The sequence below is a fragment of the Erythrobacter sp. JB1-4 genome (assembly GCF_057365025.1).
This window is the reverse complement of sequence record NZ_CP200292.1, coordinates 2,054,417-2,077,927: the sequence shown is the minus strand read 5'-3', so window position 1 is coordinate 2,077,927 and position 23,511 is coordinate 2,054,417. Positions and strand designations below refer to the sequence as shown.

Here is a 23,511-nt window from a genome sequence, read left to right as displayed (position 1 = left end):
CTCTACCCATCGGATAGTCCTAACTCATCGCAACTTTAACCATTCGTTTATTGCGTATCTTAGCAATTGTGTCGAGGCATTTTGTGTCACCCAAACGGGTGAGCAGCCGGGTTTGAGCAAGTTGTATTGTATTGGGTCAACGCCCCGCATCCCCCTGTGAACGCTCCCCTATAGACAGGTCCAAGAGTGCAAGACTGTGCAATTGGCCACACTTTGTGACGCCGTGCCAGATGCTTAGAGGTTAGGACGCAGCCAGCGCTCTGCCGTTGCCACATCAACTTCGCGGCGTTTGGCATAGTCTTCAAGCTGGTCCCGCCCGATCTTAGCCACCCCAAAATATTGCGATTCAGGGTGCCCGAAATAGAGCCCGCTGACTGCAGCGGTCGGCAACATGGCAAAGCTTTCGGTTAACGAAACGCCGATTTTGCCTTGCGCATCGAGCATATCGAACAGAATCGGCTTCAATGAGTGGTCCGGCACCGCTGGATAACCTGGCGCCGGGCGAATGCCGCGATATTGCTCTTTAATGAGCGCCTGATTGTCGAGTTGCTCGCCGGGGGCATAGCCCCAAAGATCAGTGCGCACATATTGGTGCAGGCGTTCGGCCATGGCCTCGGCAAACCGGTCCGCCAGCGCCTTAAGAAGGATGTCGGAATAGTCGTCCTTGTCCTCGCGGAAGCGGACGATGTGGGGTTCGATCCCGTGAATGCCCACGACAAAGCCGCCCATCCAATCGCCTGCGGGATCGATGAAATCCGCCAAACACATATTCGCCCGGTCGCGGCTTTTGATGACCTGTTGGCGCAGGAACGGCATCCGGATGTGATTGTCCTCCGAAAGGTGGATCATCACATCATCGCGGCAATCATGTGCCCGCGCGCACGGCCACAGGCCAACGACGGCCTTGGGCGTAAGCCATTTCTCCGCAACGATTTTCTCAAGCATCGCGTCCGCATCAGCTTTGAGATTGCGCGCGGCTTCTCCCACCACTTCATCCTCGAGGATACGCGGGTAGACACCGTGGAGCTCCCAAGCTCTAAAGAAGGGGGTCCAGTCGAAGGTTTCGATCAGGTCTTCGAGCGGCCAGTCTTCAAACAGGTGGTCACCCGGTTGCAGTGGAGGCGCAGGTTTATCGCTCAAGAATGCATCGTAGAAATTGCCACGCGCTTCTTTGATGGGCAGGAGCGCTTTTTCGCTTTTACCAGCCCGCGCGACGCGGACCTTTTCATATTCCTCGGCGGTTTCCTCAACAAAGCCGTCACGCAATGTGTCGGACAGCAGTTTGGAGGCAACGCCTACCGCGCGGCTTGCGTCCAGCACATGGATCACCGGACCATCATAGGCCGGATCAATCCGAAGCGCAGTGTGCACGCGGCTTGTGGTCGCACCCCCGATGAGGAGCGGCATGGTCATCTCAGCCGCCTGCATCTCTTCGGCAACGGTGACCATCTCGTCGAGCGAAGGCGTGATGAGGCCCGACAAACCGATCATATCGGCCTTATGCTCATTCGCGGCTTTGAGGATATCTTGCCACGGGACCATGACGCCAAGGTCCACCACTTCATAGCCATTGCACTGCAACACCACGCCCACGATATTCTTGCCGATATCGTGCACATCACCTTTGACCGTGGCCATGATAATCGTGCCTTTGGACGTACGCTCGGCCTCTGGCAGCAGCTCTTTTTCCTTCTCGATGAAGGGAATGAGGTGGGCGACCGCTTTCTTCATAACGCGCGCGGATTTGACCACTTGGGGCAGGAACATTTTGCCCGAACCAAACAGGTCGCCAACGACATTCATGCCGTCCATCAACGGCCCTTCGATCACCTCAATAGGGCGGCCACCGGCGTCGAAAATCTCTTGGCGCATGATTTCGGTATCATCGACGATGTGGGCGTCGATGCCTTTAACCAGCGCATGTTCAAGGCGTTTGGAAACTTCCCAGCCGCGCCATTCTGCCGCCTGCTTGTCGTCTTCCTTGCTTTTGCCCTTGAAGCTTTCGGCCAAGTTGATCAGCCGCTCGGTCGCGGTTTCCTCTCCCTCGACGGGACGCATCAGGATCACGTCTTCGCAGGCATCGCGCAACACGGGGTCAATGGTGTCGTAAACATCAAGCTGACCCGCGTTGACGATGGCCATGTCAAAGCCAACCGGGATGGCGTGGTAGAGGAAAACCGAGTGCATCGCGCGGCGCACGGTCTCATTCCCGCGAAAGGAGAAGGAGAGGTTGGAAAGCCCGCCGCTGGTCTTCACATGGGGGCAAAGCTCTTTGATTTCCTTCACCGCCTCAATGAAGTCGAGGCCGTAGCGGTCATGGTCTTCAATCCCCGTCGCAACCGCGAAGACGTTGGGGTCAAAGATGATGTCTTCGGGCGGAAATCCGATGCCAACCAGCAGGTCATAGGCGCGCTTGCAAATCTCGACCTTGCGGTCCTTGGTGTCGGCCTGTCCTTCTTCATCGAACGCCATGACCACGACGGCAGCGCCGTAATCCATGCATTTGCGCGCTTGTTCGAGAAATTGCTCCTCGCCCTCTTTCATGCTGATCGAATTGACGATTGGCTTGCCGCTGACGCATTTGAGCCCAGCTTCGATCACGTCCCATTTGGAGCTGTCAATCATGACCGGCACGCGCGCAATATCGGGCTCGGCTGCGATCAATTTGAGGAAGGTCGTCATCGCGTGCTTCGCGTCGAGCAGGCCTTCGTCCATATTGACGTCGATCACCTGCGCGCCGTTCTCCACCTGCTGGCGAGCGACTTCAACCGCAGCGGCGTAATCATCCGCCATGATGAGCTTTTTAAACCGAGCAGAGCCGGTCACATTGGTGCGCTCACCGATATTGATGAAATTCGTGGCAGATGGGCCGGTCATGTGGTGGTTTCCAGAGAGAGGGTGCGGGCGAATACAAAGTCGTCGTAGAGCTGCCCGCCAACGTTGAAGCGGCGGTTGCCGATGATTTCAAAGCCTTGGCGTTTGTAGAATGAAATGGCGCGGTGGTTGTCGTCTTTGACGCCGAGAAGGAGCCGTTTGTTGCCCTGCGCGGCAGAAAGCACTTCAGCGAATAGGCGCTGCGCAGTTCCGGTGCCTTGAAAGCGTGAGAGGACGTATATCTTCTTAAGCTCCACATCCCCCTCGATCGCCGCATCAAGTTCAGGCGAAGGGATCAGCATCGCATAACCGATGGGTGACCCATCAATCTCAGCCAGCCAAGCGCGCGCGCCGCTTTCGATGACGCTCGCCAGGAACGCGGGCGCGTGTTTTTCCCGGCAATGGGCGAGCATCGCCTCACCCGGAATTTCATGCGCAAACGTCTCCAAAAACGTCGCGTCGGAGACGAGCGACAGGCGCTCGGCATCCTCAACGCCCGCTTCGCGCACGGTAATTCTTGTCGCGTGGTTGTCGCTCATGCCGCAAAGGTGAAAGCTTGAAGACCAGACAGGCGCATCGCTGTTTCGGGCGTTGGAAGTGTGCGCGGCGGCAAGTCTTTCACCGCATCCGCAATCGCCTTGATGTGCGCTGGCGAAGAGCCACAGCATCCGCCCAGAATATTGACCTGACCGCCCTCAGCCCACTGCTTCACAAGGCCAGCGGTGGTATCAGGCATCTCGTCATATTCGCCCAGCTCATTGGGGAGGCCTGCATTGGGATAGGCCATGATCAGAGTGTCCGCGAGGCCGGAGAGCGATTGCACATGCGGGCGCAATTGATCCGCGCCAAAGCTGCAATTGAGACCAATGGTGATCGGCTTTGCATGGCGCACAGCGTACCAAAACGCCTCCACCGTATGGCCCGACAGATTGCGGCCCGACAGATCGGTGAGCGTCATCGAGATCATCACCGGCACTTCGCGGCCCAAATCCGCCTCCAACTGCTTCACAGCCATAATCCCGGCCTTGGCGTTCAGCGTGTCGAACACCGTCTCAATCAGGATGAAATCACATCCCCCTTCGATCAGCGCGGCGGCCTGTTCCTTATAAACCGCCGTCAGCTCATCAAAGTCGATTTCGCGGTAGCCGGGGTCTTCCACATCGGGCGAAAGAGACAGCGTCTTATTGGTCGGCCCAATTGCGCCAGCCACAAAACGGGGCTTACCATCCTTCGCCTCATACTCATCGGCCAAAGCGCGCGCGATTTTGCCAGACGCGATGTTGATCGCCGCCACTTGATCTTCGGCGGCGTAATCGGCCTGCGAAATGCGGTTGGCGCTAAACGTGTTGGTCGAGACAACATCAGAGCCCGCATCGAGATAAGCGCGCGTAATATCGGCGATTACATCGGGCCGGGTCAGTGCAAGGATATCGTTATTGCCCTTTTGATCCGCGCCAAGGCCAAGCTCGCCCGCATAGTCCTCTTCGGTAAGCTTACGGTTCTGAATTTGCGTGCCGAAAGCGCCGTCAAAGATCAGGACCCGTTCAGCGGCAGCGGCTTCGAGTTTCGTGCGCGCATTCATGAGGCGTCTCCGGTTGGCCGTTTGCCGAGCATGTGGCAGATCGCATAAGAAAGCTCAGCCCGGTTCAACGTGTAGAAGTGGAACTGGCGAACCCCGCCTGCATACAGCTTACGGCAAAGCTCAGCTGCAATCGTTGCCGACACCAATTGGCGCGCGGCGGGGCGTTCATCGAGGCCTTCGAAAAGCCCCTGCATCCAGCTTGGAATAGCCGTCCCGCAAAGCCCGCTCATCCGTTGCACAGCGGCAAAGCTCATGACTGGCATGATGCCCGGCACAATCTCTGCATCAATCCCAGCTGCCGCCGCCTCATCGCGGAAGCGGAAGAAGCATTCAGGATCAAAGAAGAACTGCGTGATTGCGCGGTCTGCGCCTGCGTCAAATTTGGCCTTCAAATTGGCGATATCGGTCTGCGCATCGGGGCTATCGGGATGAACTTCTGGGTAGGCTGCGACCGAAATCTCAAAATCGGCAACCTCTTTAAGGCCCGCGATCAAGTCCACCGCATTGGCATAACCGCCCGGATGCGGCGTGTAGGCCCCGCCATCAGGCGCATCGCCGCGCAGCGCCACAATGTGCCGAATTCCGCTTTCCCAATAATGGCGCGCAACTGCGTTCACTTCATCCTTGGTCGCATTGACACAGGTGAGGTGCGCGGCGGCGGGGATGTTGGTCTCGGTCTGCACCCGCACGACCTCTGCATGGGTGCGCTCCCGCGTCGTACCCCCGGCTCCATACGTCACCGACACAAAGCGCGGCCCCAACGGCTGCAAAGTCTCAACGCTTGCCTGAAGCGTCTCAGCCATCTTTTCCGTCTTGGGCGGGAAGAATTCGAAACTGATGTCGATATCGCCGGGAAGATCGGAAAACAGCGGGCTATCCAAAGCGGTGCGCGCCTCGTGCAATTGGTTGAGGGTAGGGGTCATAATTTTTCAAGCTTCTTTGCGGGGAAGAGAGGGTGAAGGGGTGGTGCCGGGATCAGCGCTTACCGCGCCCTTACGTGTCCCAATCCAGATTTTGACCACCAGTTCCCCGCCATCCATCGCGTGGGGGGCAGCAGGTTCAAATCCGGCGGCGCGAAGGAGCGCTTCCATCTGATCATCGGCAAAGCCCAGACGCGCATGCTGATGCCGGTCGCGCAGGTCTTCGTTACTGTGGCTGGCGAAATCGACAATCGCGATCCGCCCACCGGCTTTCGTCACGCGCGCCGCTTCGGCCAGCGGCATCGAGGGTTCTGGCGCAAAGTGGAGGACCTGATGGAGCAGCACCGTATCAAACGTGGCCGCAGGAAACGGCAAATCGCAAAAATCACCTTGAACCAGATCAATTTTGCCAGCGGGCAAGTGCTGCAATTTCGCCCGTGCAACGCGCAGCATTTCGACGTTCTTGTCGAGCGCTTTGATACTCACCGCATGGGGTTCGAACAGTTCAGCCATCCGCCCCGTGCCCGTGCCAATATCCAGCACCGCGCCCAAATCAGCACCGCTTAGCGCGCCGAGCAATTGCTCTTCGACCTCGGCCTCCGGCGTGTGGAGCGCGCGCAGCTCGTCCCATTCGTTGGCGTGATCCGCGAAATACTCCTCGGCATTGGCCTCACGCGACTGACGGATGGCAGCAAGTTTTCGCCGGTCATCGGCGCAAACCCGCGCAAATTCGGCATTTTCTGCCTCAGCGGTCGCAAGCAATCGTTCAAGAGCCGCATGTACGGGGCCCGCCTGTTCGCCGCTGACAGAGCGCAGGAACACCCAGCTCCCCTCGCGCCGCCGCTCGGCAATACCCGCATCGCACAAAATGCCGACATGGCGCGAGACGCGCGGCTGGCTCTGACCCAGAACCTGCGCCAACTCTCCCACAGCAAGCTCCATCGCGGAAAGCAGCCGCGCAATGCGGAGCCGCGTGGGGTCCGCCAAAGCCTTAAAGAGTGCATCAATGACCATGGTTTGGGCATCATATAAAGATATTTTTATATGTGTAAATGCGCTCTAGGAATTGAACGTATGTATTAAGGCTCAGCCTAAACCCATTGCACAAATTGCCAATGGCGATAACGCGGGGCCTTGCTGCCCTTTCATAATGAAACCAATCGGGCGATCTGTTGGGAGACATATGCCGTGAAACTTGGCTGCTGCTATTTCCCGGAACATTGGCCCGAAGAGATATGGGCTGACGACGCGCGGCGGATGCGCGAAATGGGCTTGTCCCTTGTGCGTATTGGCGAATTTGCGTGGAGCCGGATTGAGCCTGAGCCGGGTCGTCTTGATTGGGGCTGGCTTGACCGCGCGATTGAGGTTTTGGCGGGTGCTGGTCTCAACATCATGCTGTGCACGCCGACCGCAACGCCGCCAAAATGGCTGGTCGATTCCATGCCCGATATGGTGGCGATTGATGCGGATGGGCGGCCTCGGGGGTTCGGCTCGCGGCGGCATTATTGCTTCTCGCATCAGGGATATCGCGGAGAATCGCGGCGGATCACGCGCACTTTGGCTGAGCGGTATGGCGAGCACAAGAGCGTTACCGCGTGGCAGACCGATAATGAGTATGGTTGCCATGACACGGTGCTGAGCTTTTCGGACGCCGCCGCGGAAGGATTTCGGACGTGGTGCGAGGCGCGATATGGCACGATTGACGCTCTCAATACCGCATGGGGCAATGTCTTTTGGTCGATGGAATATCGGTCCTTTGCCGAGATCGACCCGCCGTATTTGACTGTGACCGAGGCGAACCCTTCGCATTGGCTGGATTACCGCCGCTTTGCCTCCGATCAGGTGGTGAGCTTTAACGCAGAGCAGGTGGCGATCTTGCGTGAGTTGTCGCCGGGTAGAGACGTGACGCACAACTTCATGGGCTTCTTTACCGAGTTCGATCACCACGATGTTGGGCGCGACTTGGATGTGGCGACTTGGGATTCTTACCCGCTTGGGTTTTTGGAGCAGTTCTGGTTCTCGGACGAGGAAAAGTCAGCTTACTTGCGCCAAGGGCACCCTGATATCGCGGCCTTTCACCACGACCTTTACCGGGGGTGTTCGGATGGCCGTTGGGGGATCATTGAGCAGCAACCCGGCCCCGTGAACTGGGCGCGGTTTAATCCTGCACCTCTCGACGGAATGGTCGCGCTGTGGACGCTGGAGGCGATGGCGCATGGTGCCGAATTCGTCAGCTATTTCCGCTGGAGACAGGCTCCTTTTGCGCAGGAGCAAATGCACGCAGGGCTTCTTCGCCCCGATAGCGTCGATGCACCCGCCGCCGATGAAGCGCGCATGGTTGCAGATATCATTGGGCTGATCGGCGAACAGAAAATCGCAAAAGCCAAGGTCGCAATCGTATTCTCATACGAAGCTGCATGGGTGTGCGGCATTCAACCACAGGGCAAGAGCTTCCGCTTTTTGGAGCTTGTGTATGAGTGGTATTCGGCGCTGAGACGGCGCGGGCTGGACGTCGATATCGTTGCCCCCGATGCGCAGCTGTCGGATTACAGCGCTGTGTTTATTCCGACCCTTCCGATCCTGCCAGATGGCTTTGCAGGCAAGCTCAATGCGCTCACCTGCCCGGTGCTGATTGGTCCGCGTTCGGGTAGCAAGAGTGAGAGCTTGTGCATTCCTGAGGGCCTTGCCCCTGGCGCGCTTCGCGAGCTGCTTGATCTCACCGTCACACGGGTTGAGAGCTTGCGTAACAATATTGCGCATGAAGGAGACGGGTTTTCCGTCACTCGCTGGCTTGAGGATGTGTCTACCCATTACCCCCCTGAACGCGCGCTCAATGATGGCCGTGGCGTGGTCTACTCTAAGGGCAATTTGCGCTACTGCGCTGCATGGCCAGATCGCTCGCTTTTGGACCTTCTGGTTGAACAGGTTGCGGGTGAGGCCGAACTTGATTTGATTGACTTACCCGAAGGCATCCGCATTCGCCGTAGTGCCAGCCACATGTTTGCCTTTAACTACTCCAACCGGTCGGTCGACCTCGGCTCTCTTGGGCTTGGCAAACCCGAAATCGGAAGCGCAATATTGCAACCTGCCGCAACGGCAATCTGGACAATTGCATGAACGCGCCTCACAGGCTGATCCCATGAGAGAGAGACGCAGATACGCAATCATCGGCTGCGGCATGATGGGCCGTGAGCATATGGCGAACTTGGCGCTGGTGCCGGGTGCTGAGCTTGCTGCGATTGCTGAGCCTGACAGCGGATCACGCATGGCAGCGATGGCGAAGGCCGCGCAGCTTGGGCAGAGCCCTGAGATGTACACCGATGCGGCTGAAATGCTTGCGAGTGCCAAGCCCGATGCGGTTATCATCGCCTCGCCCAACTTCACCCATTACGATGTGGTGAAGCCCGTGATGGAGGCAGGCTGCGCTGTGCTTCTGGAAAAGCCCATGTGCACCGATCCCGCAGACGCTTTGGCCTTAGCGAAGGCGGCGAAGGAGTATGACAATCTCTTCTGGGTGGGCCTCGAATATCGCTATATGCCGCCTGTCACGAAGTTCATCGAACGGGTGCATTCTAGCGAGGCAGGCGATGTCAAAATGCTCGCCATTCGTGAGCACCGTTTCCCCTTCCTTGTGAAGGTCGGTGACTGGAACCGCTTTAACCGCAACACTGGCGGCACATTGGTGGAGAAGTGCTGCCACTTCTTCGACCTGATGCGCCATATCTTGCGCGATGAGCCAGTGCGGGTCTTTGCCAGTGGGGCGGCAGACGTGAACCATTTGGATGAGCTCTACGACGGCGAGACACCCGACATCATCGACAACGCTTTCGTGATGCTCGACTTCGCCAGCGGAGCGCGCGCGGTGCTCGACCTTTGCATGTTTGCGGAGGGCTCCGATGAGCAAGAAGAGATCAGCGCAGTTGGCCCGGTTGGCAAGCTAGAAGTCAAACTTCCCGGAGGCCACGTCACATGGTCCCCGCGCGATAAATCTGGCCCATTCAAAGAGCACATTGGCGTGCCGCCCGAAGCCTTGGCCGCAGGCGATCACCACGGGGCCACATATTTCCAGCAGCGCGACTTTCACGAAGCCTTGGTGAATGGAACCCAGCCCCTTATCACCGCCCGCGATGGCTATCGTTCGGTCGTCATCGGAGCGGCGGCTCAGGAAAGCATCGCCACTGGCCTTCCAGTCAATATCAAGTTTGAGGATTGAACCTTTGCTAAGCACCATGCCCCCAGTTGGCTTCGGCCTTTGGAAGATCCCCCGCGAAGAGACAGCTGAGGCGGTCGTAGAGGCGATCCGCGCAGGCTATCGTCACTTCGACAGCGCTGCGGATTACGGCAATGAGGCCGAGAGCGGAGAGGGCTTTGCGCGCGCTATCGCTGAAGGGCTTGTGACGCGCGATGAGCTTTGGATCACCTCCAAACTGTGGAACACATTCCACGCGCCCGAACATGTCGAAGAAGCAGCGCGTAAGTCGCTTTCTGACCTGCAAATTGAGTGCTTCGACCTCTACCTCATCCACTTCCCCATCGCGCTGGAATATGTGCCGATTGAGGAGCGCTACCCGCCCGAATGGCTGTTCAACCCTGATGCCGCCGAACCCGAGATGCGCCCCGCCAAAGTGCCGCTGTATCAGACGTGGCATGCGATGGAGGCGCTGGTGGAGAAGGGTCTCACCAATCGCATTGGTGTTTGCAATTACAACTCCGCGTTGATCCATGATCTGATGACATACGCGAGCGTGAAACCGAGCCATCTACAGATCGAAAGCCATCCCTACCTGACGCAAGAAAAGCTCATCCGCTGCGCGCGTGGGTACGGCATGGAAGTGACCGCTTTCTCTCCGCTTGGCGCACAGAGTTACTTCGAGCTGAATATGGCGGACGCCGAGGAGAGTTTGCTCGGCACTGCGCCCGTGATGGTCGCGGCGCAGGCGCATGGGAAGACGCCCGCGCAAGTGCTTCTTAAATGGGGCGTTCAGCGCGGCAATTCGATCATCCCCAAGACCACCAAGCCAGAACGGATGCGCGAGAATTTGGCAATCGAGGACTTCGAGCTTTCGGCGGTTGAAATGGCCGCGATCAGCGCTCTCAATCAAGACCGCCGATTCAACGATCCAGGCGTGTTTGCCGAGGCCGCTTTTGGAAGGTTCCACCCGATCTATGACTGAGGCGCAGATGTCAGAGTTTCCCGGTGTAATCCCTGGCGGCGGCGATTTGGCCGCTTTCCTCTCCGCAAACAAAGGCGCGGTTGATGCTGCTTTGGCGGACGCTGGCGCGCTTCTGTTTCGCGGCTTTGATGTGCCCGATCCGCATGCTTTTGACGCGGCGATTGAAGGTTATGGCGAGGCGGGCTTCACTTATGAAGATTCGCTCAGCAATGCCGTGCGCACCAATGTGACGCCGCGCGTGTTCACCGCCAATGAAGCGCCGCCTTTGACTGAGATTTTCCTCCACCATGAAATGGCTCAGACCCCGCTCTATCCGGCAAAGCTGTTTTTCTATTGCGAGATCGCTCCGGGCAGCGGAGGCGCAACGCCGCTGTGCCGTTCGGACTGGGTGCTGGAGCGGCTTGAAGAGCAATCGCCAGCCTTTGTCGCGAGGCTGGAGGCCGAGGGCGTGCGCTACACCAATGTGATGCCTGGTTCTGACGATGCGGGCTCTGGCCAAGGCCGCAGTTGGCGCTCCACACTGAGCGTTGCCGATCAGGCCGAAGCTGAGACGCGGCTGAAAGAGCTTGGCTACTCTTGGGAGTGGCTTGCCGATGGATCGCTGCGCGTCACCACCGCTGCTCTGCCAGCCGTTCGCACGCTCGCAGATGGCCGCAAGACCTTCTTCAACCAGCTTATCGCAGCTTTCCGAGGCTGGGCTGACAGCCGGAACGATCCGAACAAAGCGATCACCTTTGGAGGCGGCGAGCCGATCACGAACGAGGACATGGCCCCAGCGATTGCGCTGGCCGATGAGTTCACCCATGACCTCGCATGGCAGGCGGGAGATGTCGCGCTGATCGACAATTTCGCAGTCATGCACGGCCGCCGTCCGTTCGAGGGCAAACGCAGGGTCCTAGCCTCGCTCATCGCTTAATAGCCGCCCGCGACCAATAGGCCGCGTTGCCAAGCATCAGCGCTGCGATAAGCGCCCCGAATAGTGCGCCCGGCCCGCTATCGCTCGCCACGCCCAAGGGTGAGAATAGCAAGTATGTCGCCACGACGCAGCTGAACAGCGTCACCGCGAGCGGCCTTGCGTAGACCCACGGCGTCATGTCCACTTTCTCATTGCGGGTGAACGCCCAAGCTTCCTTGCGCGGGGCAAGCGCTCCGCAGGCGAACATAATGCCCACTTCGATCACGAACAGCACAGCGTATTGGTGGATGAAGTGGAGCGTCACAGCATCGTTGAAGATGAATGTGAGGAGCGCATAGGCCGTGATGTGGAAGACGATTACGATCTTCGCGCCCAAGGCCGGCACTCGCGCGGTGAACAGGCCCACCATCACGATCACAATCGTCGGGATGTTGTAAAACCCGGTGAACTTGCGGATCAGCTGGAATAGCCCTTCGGGTGCCTGCGACAGGTATGGCGCCACCGCAAAAGAGAAGAGCGCGATCACAACGCTCGCGATCTTCGCCACGCGCACAAGCTGCTCGTCAGTGACCTGATCACCTTTGGCAGGTCCATAGATATCGAGCGCAAACAAAGTCGCTGCTGAATTAAGGAGCGAGTTAAACGAGCTGAGCACCGCGCCGAGCAGAACAGCCAAGAAAAACCCGCTCATCCAGAGCGGCAGGACATCACGGATGAGGCGCGGATAGGCCTCATCAATACCGCCCAGACCCGGCCCATACATATGGAACGCAATCACGCCCGGGATCATCATCATGAAGGGCACCATGATCTTGAAGAAGCCCGAAAGCAGAACGCCCTTTTGACCTTCTGCCAATGACTTTGCGCCGAGTGTCCGCTGGATCACATATTGATTGGTGCACCAGTAAAACAGGTTCGCAAACACCATGCCCGTGAAAATCGTGCCAAAGGGCGTGGGATCGTCCGCACCGCCAATCGCGTTCAATTTCTCAGTGTGCTCGCTTCCCAAGGTGGAAAGACCTGCGCCAAAATCGCCGCCGCCCAGCGCGATCAGCCCAAACACTGGCACCAATATGCCGATGATAAGCAGCCCGACTCCGTTGAGTGTATCAGAAACCGCCACCGCGCGAAGCCCGCCAAAGACCGCATAAACAGAGCCGATCACTCCGATGACGATCACCATCATGACCAGCGCCTCAAAATCGCCAAGCCCCGTCAGCGCTGGCACGTCGAAGAAGGCAATCACCGCAAGGCTGCCCGAATAAAGCACGCTCGGGATCGTCACGAGACCGTATCCCAGCATAAACAGCAGCACCGACATGCGCCGGACAGTGGGATCGAACCGATCATTCAAAAATTGCGGCAGTGTGGTGAAGGCTCCGGCCAAGTATTTGGGCAAGAACACAAGCGCCATGGCGATAGTTGCGACCGCTGCCGTAACTTCCCAGCCCATGCTCGACATGTTGAAGCCATAGGCAGAGCCATTAAGCCCAATGAGCTGTTCAGCCGAGAGATTGGTGAGGAGCAGCGAGCCCGCGATGAAGGTCGCGCCAAGCCCGCGTCCGGCAAGAAAATAGCCGTCCTTCGTATCCGCAGTCCCGCGCGTTTTCAGCCAGCTGATCCAGCCAACGAGCGCCATAAAAAACACGCAGCTTGCGAAGGTGAAAAGGAGGTTGCCACTGCTCATTGCGGGTTCTCCGCAAGCAGAGCCTCGTAATGATCAATCAGCGTATCGTCCCCAAATTCAGGCGTTGCCTCGGCATCATATCGCCCCGCCTCGCCGTCCCAGACAAGCATACTGTGTGTCGCGTAGTAACGAGCAATTCGCGCGTACTCAGCCTTCTCTGCAAGCCAGTTAGATGCCCATGCGCCAAGCGAAAACAGCCTCGCAAAGACGCTGAACAATCCCACCGGAACAGACCGAAATCTCGGCTCAAGCTGCGCTGCTTCAAACAACAATTCACCTTGCCGTTTCAACGTAATTGCAGGTCCCGGCCCGCCGATGGGAAGGGTTTGCCCGCGCCTTGCCGGATCGTCCACGCAATCCACGATAAAGCGCGCCAAGTCCGCATCGCTAATCGGTTTGCATGCAGTAAGCTCCCCATCGCCGAACAGGAAGAAGGGTTTACCCGCCCGCACCCGCTCCACCTGTCCCGACAGAGATTTGAAGAACGCGGTGGGGCGCACGATGGTGTGCGTCACTCTCGACGTTTGAAGTTCAGCCTCAAACGCCAATTTCGCCCGCTGGAATGCCAATTTGGGGCGCTGAACACAGATGGCAGAAAGCAAGATGAAATGCTCCACGGCCGCCATTTCAGCTGCACGCAAAAGGTCTAGATTGGCCTGATAATCAACCGCCTTCGCATCCTTGGGCGAACCACTTCGCGAGGCAATGCAAGAGACAATGGTTGACGGCCTGATCGCCTTCACGGCGCGGATGATGGCCTCCGGGTCAGACAAGTCGGCAGCTTGAATCTGGGAGCCAGTCAGCTCGGGCAGATCGACACAGGCACTGCGCACCAACGCCGTCACGTTATACCCACGCGCCAAACATTCACGCACAACCGCACGGCCTATCGCACCACTTGCGCCCGCTACCACGATCTTCCGTGAAGAGACCGTTTGCAAAAAACCTGGGCGCGTCGGCTTGCTCACTTAGCAGGGCCGACTTCTAATTGCACCGCTTTGCCATCATCATCCACATGGCTTGCTGCGGTAAGGGTGTAGGTGGTCAGCTCCACCTGGAAATCATCGGTTTGGGTGTCGAAATATCCAAGCTTTGCGATAGGCAGCGCAATCTCAACTGTGCGCTTTTCACCGGCTGCAAGAGGCACCTTTGAAAAGGCCTTTAGCTCGCGGCTAGCGCGTTCGATTTTGGAGTCTTTGGCGCTCACATAAATCTGCACGACGAAGTCTCCATCGCGCGCGCCTGTGTTGGCAACTTGCACTGCAAGATTTGCCGTCTCTGCGGGATCATAATCCGGTTTATCGCAAGATAGGCCATCAACTGCGAATTGCGTGTAGGAGAGCCCAAAACCAAAGGGGAATGCAGCCGGGTTTTTGTCATGGCGCAGTTTACGATAGCCGTGCCAAAGGTCGTATGTGATTGAGGTTGCGTCTTTATCAAAGAACGGAAGGTGCGCCTCATCGGTCGGGATCGAGAACGGTAAGCGACCAGATGGATTGCGCTTCCCGTAAACAATATCGGCAAGCGCATGGCCGCCCTCTTGCCCCGGATACCACAGCATCATGATGGCTTTGGCGGCCGCCTTCCATTCCTCCATCACAATCGCGCTGCCACCCACAAGCGTGGCGACAGTGTTAGGATTGAGCTTAGCGGCCTCGTTTATAAGCTGCGCGTGTTCAGGTTTTAAACGCAGGCTATCACGGTCGCCTCCGCGCCCGAAGGACCCTTGCTCTTTGTCAAAGGCCTTTCGCTGGGAGCGCGAGGCGAGGCCCAGCATGGCTTTTACGATCCTTACCCAGACAGGGCGCATAAAGCGCTTGCCAAACAGCCAATGGAGCCCTGGTGGGGGCGGGAAGTTTTCGGACAAAGCCGCAAGGCTGGATAGCGGCGCGATGTACTCGCCCTCTTCGCGATACGTGTTGCCAACGACAATAAGAACCGCATCGGCCTCGCTCACCGCTTTGCGTGCCTCATCACTACCCAGCGTATCGAACTGCGTAACCGTGCCAATGGAAGCTGCTTTCGTGGCCGCCTTCATTCCCTCAAGCGGATGAACCGCATAGTCCGGGCGTCCATCAGAAGATCCGCGATCTCCAAGCGTCGCTTTCGCCGCGAGCTCACCAAGCATCACCACATTCGCCCCGAGCGGTAATGGGAGCACATCGCCTTCATTCTTTAAAAGCGTAATGGACTGAACTGCTGCCTGTCTCGCAAGCGCTTTGTGCGCCTCGCAACCAAGGTCAGCACGGTCGTACTCTTCAATGGGTGGCAATTCGAATTGCGGCTTGATCGCGCGCTCTAACGCCCGGTCGAGAAGCGCTTCATCGACGCGCCCATCTTCTACCATAGCATCGAGGAATTTACCCCAGACCATGGGGAATGGCATCTCCAGATCGAGCCCTGCCCCGATTGCCTTCTCGCCGTCGCGAACGCCAAAGATGAAATCTGTGATGACAAACCCATCAAAGCCCCAGCGCCCGCGCAAAATGTCATCGAGGAGCACTTTGTTTTGCCCCGCCCATTCCCCGTTCACCGAGTTATAGGCGCTCATAAATGATTGCGCCCCTGCATCCACACAGTCCTTAAAATGCGGCAGATATACCTCGTGGAGAGAACGATCATCGATTGACACATCGACTTGAAACCGGGCGTTCTCCATCGAATTGAGAGCATAGTGCTTCACACAGGCGATGGCGTGGCGTTGGATCCCTCGCGTAAGGGCAGCGCCCATTATGCCCAGGTGGTGGGTATCCTCACCGTAGGTTTCTTGCGCGCGGCCCCAGGCGGGATGGCGCAAGAGATTGATACACACAGCCCCTGTAAGACTGCCGCCAAGCAGCCTCAGCTCCTTACCAAGAGCATCGCCAATTTTAGCCTCAAGTTCCGGGTTCCAAGTCGCCCCGCGCGCCATCGTGACCGGAAACATCGTTGCCCCGCCGAACACAACAACACCCCTTGGTCCATCGATAAACCTGAGCCCCGGCACCCCAAGGTGTTCATTGGCCGCCACGGGAAACGCGAAACGGTGATAATAATCCTCTTTCGTTAATTGGCGCATGCCATCCCAAAATTCGAGGTCACCCGATAGCATGCGCACTTTCTCTTGCACTGTAAGCTGCGCAATGATGTGCGAGACGTCGGGCGTGTTGTGAGGCAAAAGCGAGGTCCTGATGCGTTTATGTCATTAGCGCTCAGGTTTCGCCAATACGGGCGCAAAAGCAAGGGGTTCTTGCCCTAAGCTCTGGACCTACCGATTGCTCGCAATGACACCTCATAGATTGCGCGCGGGGCAAAGGCGAAGCCGATAAGATAGGCTGGCAGCACAATCTGGACCCAGTAAAAATTCTCAGGCCGCGCGAACAGTGCGAGCGCTGTGAAGTGTCCTAGACACCAAAGCACGGCGAAAAGCCCCATTCTCCCACCAAGGCTTAACCATCCGAGAAGTGGCAAAATCGCCAAAGGAGCGGCCACCGCAGGAGGGATCGCTTGAAGGAATGTAAGCTGATAGAGCGCAGCGACAGGTAAGCTATATCCAGCAAGTGCCTCCCACCCCTGCGACGATGGGCTTGCCGGTGACGTATGTGCCGAAACGCCAAGGTAATGCGCATACATTCCAAGCGCAAAACAGGCGATAAGCACGGCAATCCAAGCAGTCTCGCGCCAACGGCTGTACCCTGCGCTGAAAGCAAGCCAAAGCAACACAAAGGTCACCGATATCTCGCGGATAGAGATCGCAAGGCCAGCTGCAAGAAGGCTTGGCCAATAGCGCCTCGGATCATAAGCAAGAAATGCGAAGGTGAGCAAAAGCCCAGCTATAATCTCATGCACGAGCCCCGCGATGGGAATTGTTGCGGCAATCCCACCAATCAGGATCAACACTAGGCCGGCGACCCGTTCCACAAGACCGATCCGATCTCGAAAACGCGCATAAAAAACGATCAGGCATGCAACCAATAAGCCCATGGCAACAACGCGCAGTCCCTCCACACCAATTGCCGCCTGCATCCAAGCAAGCGTTGGCTGACGAACGGTTACGAAGGGCCGCGTTGGATAATTACCCGCCTCTTGTTCGGCAACGGCCGCAGCGTAATAGCTTTCACCCGATGAGACGCGCTCTGAAATGCGCCGGTAAAGGGCAAGGTCGCCTTTCTCATTGTCGTTTGCGTCTTGTGCTTGGGCCTCGGTGCTAAGCTTCGAGACGTCATCATTTGGACCGGCACCATGCGCAGCAACAGGGTCGATGTTCATGGAGCTCCAGCCCATGGCCGCCGCCAAGGCCAAAAGCAGCGAGATGGCGCCGAGCCTCGGAATCCGCGACAAAGGCCGATCCATTCCCTCCCACCAATTCAGAAGAGCAGTGATGCTGGTCATGTGTTCGCCCGTTTATCGCCGCTGTTCGATCAGCGCCGCCTCCACGTAAGCCAGGACGTTGCAGCATAGTTCCACACAGACCCAATCGCAGCGCCCGCAAGGCCAGACACCCACCACGACCAAGAGCCTGTGAAAAGAAGCGTCCCTATCCCAATATTGGCAACTGCCCCAAGGCTGCAGGCGGCACAAAAGCTTGCCAGTCCTGTGACCCACTGAAACCCTGTCAACATCCGGTCACGGTATGTGAGCGCATTGTTGAGGGTGAAATTGAACGTCATCGCCCCAAATGTCGCAAGGCCTTGGGCGATGGGAAAAGCAAGGCTGGCAGCACTAAGCGCTGCCCAAAGCAACGACATGTGAACAAGCGCGCCCAAAAGGCCAATTGCACCAAACATAATGAGCTTTACCGGCAGAATGCGTCCCACCAGCTTTTCCAAAAGCAATTCGCCATATTCGAGCACCACGGCGCCATCCAACTTGGACTCGCCAGCTGTACGGGTGCGAAAAGTGTAAGGGACTTCGGCGGTCTTGATCGGCTCTTTGTGCGAGGCAACAATATCCAGAAGCAGCTTATAGCCCGTTTGCGAAAGACTGGGAGCGACGGCGAAGAAAAGCTCGCGGCGGATGGCGAAGAAACCGCTCATCGGATCGCTCAGCTGTGTTTTCATGATGGTTGAGGCAATACGCGTTGCAAGACGGCTAATGGTCTGGCGGCTTTGCGCCCAAGCGCCCATTGAACCGCCGTCTGCATAGCGAGTGCCTACCGCAAGATCGGCATCGCCATGTGCGATCTTGGAAATCAGCTTTGGCAAAATGGTTTCATCGTGCTGCATGTCACCGTCGATGACAGCAACCACTGGGGCGAGCGTTGCAAGAAACCCTTCCGTCACCGCCGATGCCAATCCGCGCCTTCCAATCCGGCGGATCAGGCGAATGCGGCGGTCTTCTCGGGCAAGCTCTTCGACAATGGATTGAGAGCCATCGGTTGAGCCATCATCGACAAACAGGATCTCAAAATCCGTGTTCTCAAGCACATTAATCAAGGCCTGCGTCAACGGCTTTATGTTTTGCGCCTCGTTGAAGATCGGCACAATAATTGCGGCATCCAAGCCAGCTTTAGCACCGACGAATTCTGATTGGCTGTAAGAATACATTGATCGGCCTTGGTTCCCACCCTTTCAATTCTGATAAAAGGCTCTGAGCGATAATGGTTAATTCCCCTTTAAGGGGTCTGGCATGGGGTGATGTTCGGCGGCGCGTAATATTGGCTGGATGATTGGCTCAATCTTGGACCAAAGCCCAGTTGCCAGCTTCCCTTCCATTCACGGCGCGCCTAGGACGCTGTGTGCAAAACACTTTCAGACAGGAACTTGGATGAGGATCGTCAAAATTCTGGGCGGCGTTACGGGCGCTATTCTGATCCTTTTTGGGGCCCTTATAGCATGGGCATGGTCTGAAACCCGCGTCCCAGAAAATATTGATCAAATCACGGCGGCTCCGCGGGGCGACACGTTGCTCAGCGAATTTTATGCAAGCCCGCAAATCCTGCCTGAGGCACCGGGCAAATTAATTCGCCAAGAAGCAATGGCAGGGGAAGCAACGCTGGCAGAGGCGGGCACCAATTTGCGCATTCTCTATTCCTCGACCGAAGGGCTCGGTGCAACCGGCATAAGTGCGGTTTCTGGCGCGCTTTTCTTGCCCGAAGGCGATGCACCAGAAGGCGGCTGGCCGCTTCTTGTGTGGTCGCATGGTACCGTTGGCATTGGCGATGTGTGTGCGCCATCTTTTGCGGGGCGCGGTGAGCGGGACCGCACCTATTTGGGGCCCTGGTTGGAAAAAGGATTTGCGATTGCAGCGTCCGATTACCAAGGGCTCGGCACCCCTGGGACCCACCCTTACATGGACGCGCGCACCATGGCGTTTAACAACCTTGACCTTATCCGCGCTGTGCAAGGCTCTGACCTACCTATCAATGACAAGGTTGTGATCGCGGGCCAATCGCAAGGTGCAACCGGCGCCTTGGCCGCTGCCAGTTATGCCGCTGAATATGCTCCGGACATTGATATCGCAGGCATCATGGCGACCGGCGTGCCGCACTTCTCGCCCGGCGTCATTTGGGAGTTGGCCGCCAATTCAGACCGGGAGGCTGTGACGCCCTCGACGGCACTTTCGCTTTACATGCTGGGCTTTGCTGAGATGCTTGATCCGGATTTCGCGATGGAGGACATCCTCTCAGCCAAGGCCAAGCCGGTCGCAGCCAAGATGGGCGAGATGTGCGTCTTCGATTTCGTTGACGCCTCGATGAAGGCGCAGCTTTCGACAGGCAATGCCTATGATGGCCGCCCAGATTTTGCACTGGTCAAAGTGTTCTCGCGCACCACTCTTCCGGATATGGGCTTCCAAATTCCAGTGTTCACAGGGTCAGGCACAGCCGACAAGATTACGCCCTTTCCGATGCAAAGAGCCTTTATCGAAGAGGCCTGCGCGGCAGGGGCAAAGCTGACTTCTGCGACCTATGAAGGGGCCAATCACAATGAAGGGCTATTGCGCTCGATTGATGAGGCGCAGAGTTTCGCGCAAACTGTGCTCTCCGGCGGCGAGCCAGAGGGCACTTGCTCAAAAATGTAACCTTGCCGCAAAAAACTTTGAACCTTTCTCGTCATGCCGCCCACTAAGGCGCATATTGGGAGCAAGAAAGGCGACACCGTTTAATGACTTTGCTGAATGAAAAGGGCTCATCAGCAAGCGGCAAAGATGCGGCTTTAATCGAGCAATTGTGCTCGGGCGATATGGCCGTGTTCGAGACATTTTATAAGGATTACCGTCCAAAGCTTCGCGCCTTTATCCGCGGGATTGTGCCAAGCGAAGCGGCGGTGGATGAAGTGTTTGATGATGTGATGATGATCGTTTGGGACAAGATCAAAGACTTTGAGGGGCGCAGCAAACTCTCCACCTGGGTCTATGGGATTGCCTACAGGCGGGCGCTGAAAGAGCGAAAGCCGGTCCGCGAGGTCGCACTGCCCGACGATATGGATAAGGGCCAAGACATTGGTCCTGAAGCTGATGAGCCATTCGCTCAGATAACAACGAAACACCGGCTGCAAACTGCACTCGGAAAATTGCCGGAGGATCAGGGTTCAGTGGTCCGTTTGGCGTATTTTGAAGGGCTAAATTATCGCGAAATCGGGGCGGTCATGGATTGCCCTGAGGACACTGTGAAGACCAGAATGTACCATGCAAGGCGCAAGCTGAAAGCCTCGCTTGGTGGCACTTTGGCCGATTGGACTTAGACATTATGGCAAATAAGCACGACATGGATCAGGGCCAGGCTGCGATGAAGGATGCCGATGACGCGAAGCTTGATGCCGCGCTGGCCTCAGTCGCCGCAATGGAGCGCGAGGATGATCCGCGCGAAGCCGATGCGGCATGGGCGAAGTTTCAAGCCAAGCTTGCTGCACACGAGCCAGAGGTAGACCTCTCCGCCCAGCGCCTGCGCCCTGCCACCGGGGTTGGAGCGCGCGCCAGCATTTGGCGCCGGGTTAAGATGCCGAGCACGGGCCTTGGCTGGCTCGCCACCGCACAGGCGGCGGCTATTGCGGCGATGGCCTTTGTTCTCATTCCTTCGGGCGCGCCTTCACAAGCCGATGAATACCGGGTGCTCAGCTCAGATGACCCTGCGACAACTTCCTCGCCAACGGGCGATGCGGTTTTGCTCTTTGAAGCTGACGTGACCTCGGCCAATGTCAATGCAACGCTCACTGCCGTGGGCGCACGCATTGTCGATGGACCCATGGCCAATGGCGGCTATGTGATCGAGGTCGAAGAGGGCGTTCTTGATAAGGTGATTGAGGAATTGCGAACGCGCGAAGGGGTTGTATTGGTCGAGGCGCTTGGCGGTGAGGAAGAGCAATAATGCGGATTGCTAAGGCCCTATTGGCAGCTCTTCTTTTGCTTCCGTTCTGGAGTGCGCCCGCGCTTGCTCAAGCGGACGCACGCGAAGCAGAAGCGCCCGCCGCAGCTCAGCAAGAAGACGCAAAAACCTTGCTCGTTATGGTGACGCAGGCCCCCAATCGCCTTCGCCCCGGCGCATCGTATAGCAGCGGCTATGGCTCGGCGCTGATAAAGGCTGTGCGCGAGCGGCTCGGGCGGCAGATCGCAGGCGAATATGGGTTCGAATTCGTTGAAGTGTGGCCCATGCCTGTGCTGGGTCTCGATTGCCTGGTGATCCGGTTCAACGATAAGCACACTGAGGCCGAAGCGGTAAAAATTCTCGAGGCGCACCCTTCCGTCGAATGGGCAGAACCCATCGCGATGTATGAAACGCTTGCTCGGCGCGGGCGCGGGAAAGCCGATCCCCTCGCCTCGCTCTCGCCTGCGACGAGCGGCTGGAATTTGGCCTCGGTGCATTCAACATGGACAGGGCGCAATGTGAATATTGCGGTGATTGATACGCAGATTGACGCCTCGCATCCTGATCTCGCCGGGCGCATTCGATTGTCGCGCAATTTTGCCCCGCAAGCGCCCGCTCGCCCAGAGGATCATGGGACCGAAGTTGCCGGCATTATCGCGGCCAATGCGAAGAACGGCATCGGCATTGCCGGAATTGCGCCGGATGCACGGCTGCTGGCGCTGAGGGCCTGTTGGCAAAAGGGCAATACGCGCGGCTCTGTGTGCACGAGCCTCAACCTTGCGCGCGCCATCAATTACGCGATTGAGCGCCGCGCCAACATCATCAACTTGAGCCTCGGCGGGCCTCCCAATCGGCTGCTTTCCAGCCTGATCGATACAGCAACCTCTCGCGGAATTGCAGTGGTCGCCGCCTATAATCAGGACCTGCCACGCGGTGGTTTCCCCGCCTCGCATTCAGACGTCATCGCAGTGAGCCAGAAGGGCGTTTCCATAGGGCGCGGTTATGTCGCACCGGGCAGCGATATCCCCACCACAAAGCCCGGCGGCGGGTGGACTTTTGTGACCGGCAGCTCCTATTCCGCCGCGCATATTTCAGGGCTATTAGCGCTCAATTATGAGAAACATCGGCCAAGAAAAGGGCCCTGGCGCTCGCTTGTTCGGACCGGGCCAACGAGCCGCGAAATCGATATCCCGGCGACGTTCAGGTAGGGCACCACCACAAAACACACGAGAAGGGCGCTGAGGGCACAAACATCTCCAAGGAGTGCGACGACAAGGGCTGGTCTGCGAACCGGCCTTTTGGCGTTTATGTTGATGCTTGTGGGCCTGTTCAGCGGCGAGCTTAGCCCCGCCAGCGCGCAGGTTAGTGCGACTGTGACAGTCCAGAACGATGACCGATTTCGAGGCCGTTCAGTTAGCGAGGGCGAGCCTGTCGCGATTGTGTCGGCGGGCTATGACGATGCATCGGGCCTCTACACCGGCGGTTCTCTTGCTGCGACCACCAATGGCGATGGTGTGGGCGTTTTGCGGGGTTCGCTCAATGCTGGCTTTGTGCAGTCTCTGGACCGCAATATTGCGCTGGATACCGGCCTCGTGGTCAATCGCTACACCGACCGATACAGCGGCGCGCAGGCGCAGACCTTTGCGGAAGTCTATGGCGGATTGATTGTGAAAGACGTGGCCATCTACGCTTGGGTCTCGCCCAGCTATCTCGACCAGGATCTGACCACGCTCTACCTTGAAGCCAACGCCGTGCGCGACATTGGTTCGGGATTTCGCGTGAATGCACGGGTGGGCGTTTTGAACCGGCTTGCAGGCGAAGGATCGTTTGGCGGGAGAGACACGCGCTATGACGCATCGGTTGGCGTCTCGAAGGACTTCGAGCGCTTCACTTTGAGTGTCACGGCTGGCACTGCTGGCTCGGGCGATGGCACCTATTTTTCAGGCCCCTGGCAAGGCCGAGACTCAGTGGTAGTAGCGCTCAGCCGCAGTTTCTAGCACGCCCTTTTTCCTCGCAAAAGCAATGGCTTCGCCGCAGACGAGAAATTTTCATAAAGAAGTTTGAACCTTTCATACGC

19 protein-coding genes are annotated in these 23,511 nt (G+C 57.6%); 9 read left to right on the top strand and 10 right to left on the bottom strand.

Annotated elements, in window-relative coordinates; all coding sequences use genetic code 11:
- Positions 1–234: 234 nt before the first annotated feature.
- From metH to AC0V61_RS09680, 5 genes are read right to left on the bottom strand one after another with little or no spacing between them, the layout of a single operon-like run.
- On the bottom strand, positions 235–2,877 hold the full coding sequence (gene metH, locus AC0V61_RS09700) for a methionine synthase (RefSeq protein ID WP_486157044.1): 2,643 nt from the start codon (positions 2,875–2,877) through the stop codon (positions 235–237).
- Positions 2,874–3,413, bottom strand: a complete 540-nt coding sequence (locus AC0V61_RS09695; RefSeq protein ID WP_486157043.1) for a GNAT family N-acetyltransferase — start codon at positions 3,411–3,413, stop codon at positions 2,874–2,876. Before AC0V61_RS09695 ends, metH begins: the two co-directional genes overlap by 4 nt.
- Positions 3,410–4,456 (bottom strand): homocysteine S-methyltransferase family protein, encoded by a 1,047-nt coding sequence (locus tag AC0V61_RS09690; RefSeq protein ID WP_486157042.1) that lies wholly within the window; start codon positions 4,454–4,456, stop codon positions 3,410–3,412. The genes AC0V61_RS09695 and AC0V61_RS09690 overlap by 4 nt, the downstream gene beginning before the upstream one ends.
- Positions 4,453–5,379: a methylenetetrahydrofolate reductase gene (metF, locus tag AC0V61_RS09685; protein WP_486157041.1), complete on the bottom strand. Its 927-nt coding sequence runs from the start codon at positions 5,377–5,379 to the stop codon at positions 4,453–4,455. Before metF ends, AC0V61_RS09690 begins: the two co-directional genes overlap by 4 nt.
- A gap of 6 nt (positions 5,380–5,385) precedes the next feature.
- Positions 5,386–6,390 (bottom strand): ArsR/SmtB family transcription factor, encoded by a 1,005-nt coding sequence (locus tag AC0V61_RS09680; protein ID WP_486157040.1) that lies wholly within the window; start codon positions 6,388–6,390, stop codon positions 5,386–5,388.
- A 174-nt stretch (positions 6,391–6,564) separates the two neighbouring features.
- Between AC0V61_RS09680 and AC0V61_RS09675 the strand changes: the two genes are divergently transcribed.
- The 4 genes from AC0V61_RS09675 to AC0V61_RS09660 are packed head-to-tail and all read left to right on the top strand — an operon-like array spanning position 6,565 to position 11,466.
- Positions 6,565–8,493: a beta-galactosidase gene (locus AC0V61_RS09675; protein WP_486157039.1), complete on the top strand. Its 1,929-nt coding sequence runs from the start codon at positions 6,565–6,567 to the stop codon at positions 8,491–8,493.
- 22 nt (positions 8,494–8,515) lie between these two features.
- Positions 8,516–9,589 (top strand): Gfo/Idh/MocA family protein, encoded by a 1,074-nt coding sequence (locus AC0V61_RS09670; protein ID WP_486157038.1) that lies wholly within the window; start codon positions 8,516–8,518, stop codon positions 9,587–9,589.
- 16 nt (positions 9,590–9,605) lie between these two features.
- Complete coding sequence (locus AC0V61_RS09665) at positions 9,606–10,550, top strand: aldo/keto reductase (RefSeq protein WP_486157037.1); 945 nt, start codon at positions 9,606–9,608, stop codon at positions 10,548–10,550.
- A complete protein-coding gene (locus AC0V61_RS09660; RefSeq protein WP_486157036.1) occupies positions 10,543–11,466 on the top strand; it encodes a TauD/TfdA family dioxygenase in 924 nt (307 codons plus the stop codon). Before AC0V61_RS09665 ends, AC0V61_RS09660 begins: the two co-directional genes overlap by 8 nt.
- Here the strand turns inward: AC0V61_RS09660 and AC0V61_RS09655 are convergent.
- From AC0V61_RS09655 to AC0V61_RS09635, 5 genes are all read right to left on the bottom strand, one after another.
- Complete coding sequence (locus AC0V61_RS09655; RefSeq protein ID WP_486157035.1) at positions 11,456–13,153, bottom strand: solute:sodium symporter family transporter; 1,698 nt, start codon at positions 13,151–13,153, stop codon at positions 11,456–11,458. The two genes, AC0V61_RS09660 and AC0V61_RS09655, sit on opposite strands and share 11 nt — an antisense overlap.
- A complete protein-coding gene (locus AC0V61_RS09650; protein ID WP_486157034.1) occupies positions 13,150–14,067 on the bottom strand; it encodes an NAD(P)H-binding protein in 918 nt (305 codons plus the stop codon). Before AC0V61_RS09650 ends, AC0V61_RS09655 begins: the two co-directional genes overlap by 4 nt.
- A gap of 50 nt (positions 14,068–14,117) precedes the next feature.
- Positions 14,118–16,310: a beta-glucosidase gene (locus tag AC0V61_RS09645; protein ID WP_486157033.1), complete on the bottom strand. Its 2,193-nt coding sequence runs from the start codon at positions 16,308–16,310 to the stop codon at positions 14,118–14,120.
- Positions 16,311–16,387: 77 nt separating this feature from the next.
- Positions 16,388–17,524: a hypothetical protein gene (locus tag AC0V61_RS09640; RefSeq protein ID WP_486157032.1), complete on the bottom strand. Its 1,137-nt coding sequence runs from the start codon at positions 17,522–17,524 to the stop codon at positions 16,388–16,390.
- 29 nt (positions 17,525–17,553) lie between these two features.
- The gene (locus AC0V61_RS09635; protein ID WP_486157031.1) at positions 17,554–18,678 is read right to left on the bottom strand and encodes a glycosyltransferase; all 1,125 of its coding nucleotides are present in this window, start codon (positions 18,676–18,678) and stop codon (positions 17,554–17,556) included.
- Between the two features lie 220 nt (positions 18,679–18,898).
- Here AC0V61_RS09635 and AC0V61_RS09630 point away from each other — a divergent pair, with 220 nt between their 5' ends.
- From AC0V61_RS09630 to AC0V61_RS09610, 5 genes are all read left to right on the top strand, one after another.
- Entirely contained in the window at positions 18,899–20,152 is a 1,254-nt protein-coding gene (locus tag AC0V61_RS09630; RefSeq protein WP_486157030.1) for a lipase family protein, read from the top strand.
- An 83-nt stretch (positions 20,153–20,235) separates the two neighbouring features.
- The gene (locus AC0V61_RS09625) at positions 20,236–20,814 is read left to right on the top strand and encodes an RNA polymerase sigma factor (protein WP_486157029.1); all 579 of its coding nucleotides are present in this window, start codon (positions 20,236–20,238) and stop codon (positions 20,812–20,814) included.
- A gap of 5 nt (positions 20,815–20,819) precedes the next feature.
- Positions 20,820–21,437, top strand: coding sequence for a hypothetical protein (locus AC0V61_RS09620; RefSeq protein ID WP_486157028.1), 618 nt, complete (start codon positions 20,820–20,822; stop codon positions 21,435–21,437).
- Positions 21,437–22,642, top strand: a complete 1,206-nt coding sequence (locus AC0V61_RS09615; protein ID WP_486157027.1) for a S8 family peptidase — start codon at positions 21,437–21,439, stop codon at positions 22,640–22,642. Before AC0V61_RS09620 ends, AC0V61_RS09615 begins: the two co-directional genes overlap by 1 nt.
- A gap of 99 nt (positions 22,643–22,741) precedes the next feature.
- A complete protein-coding gene (locus tag AC0V61_RS09610; RefSeq protein ID WP_486157026.1) occupies positions 22,742–23,431 on the top strand; it encodes a TorF family putative porin in 690 nt (229 codons plus the stop codon).
- Positions 23,432–23,511: the final 80 nt, after the last annotated feature.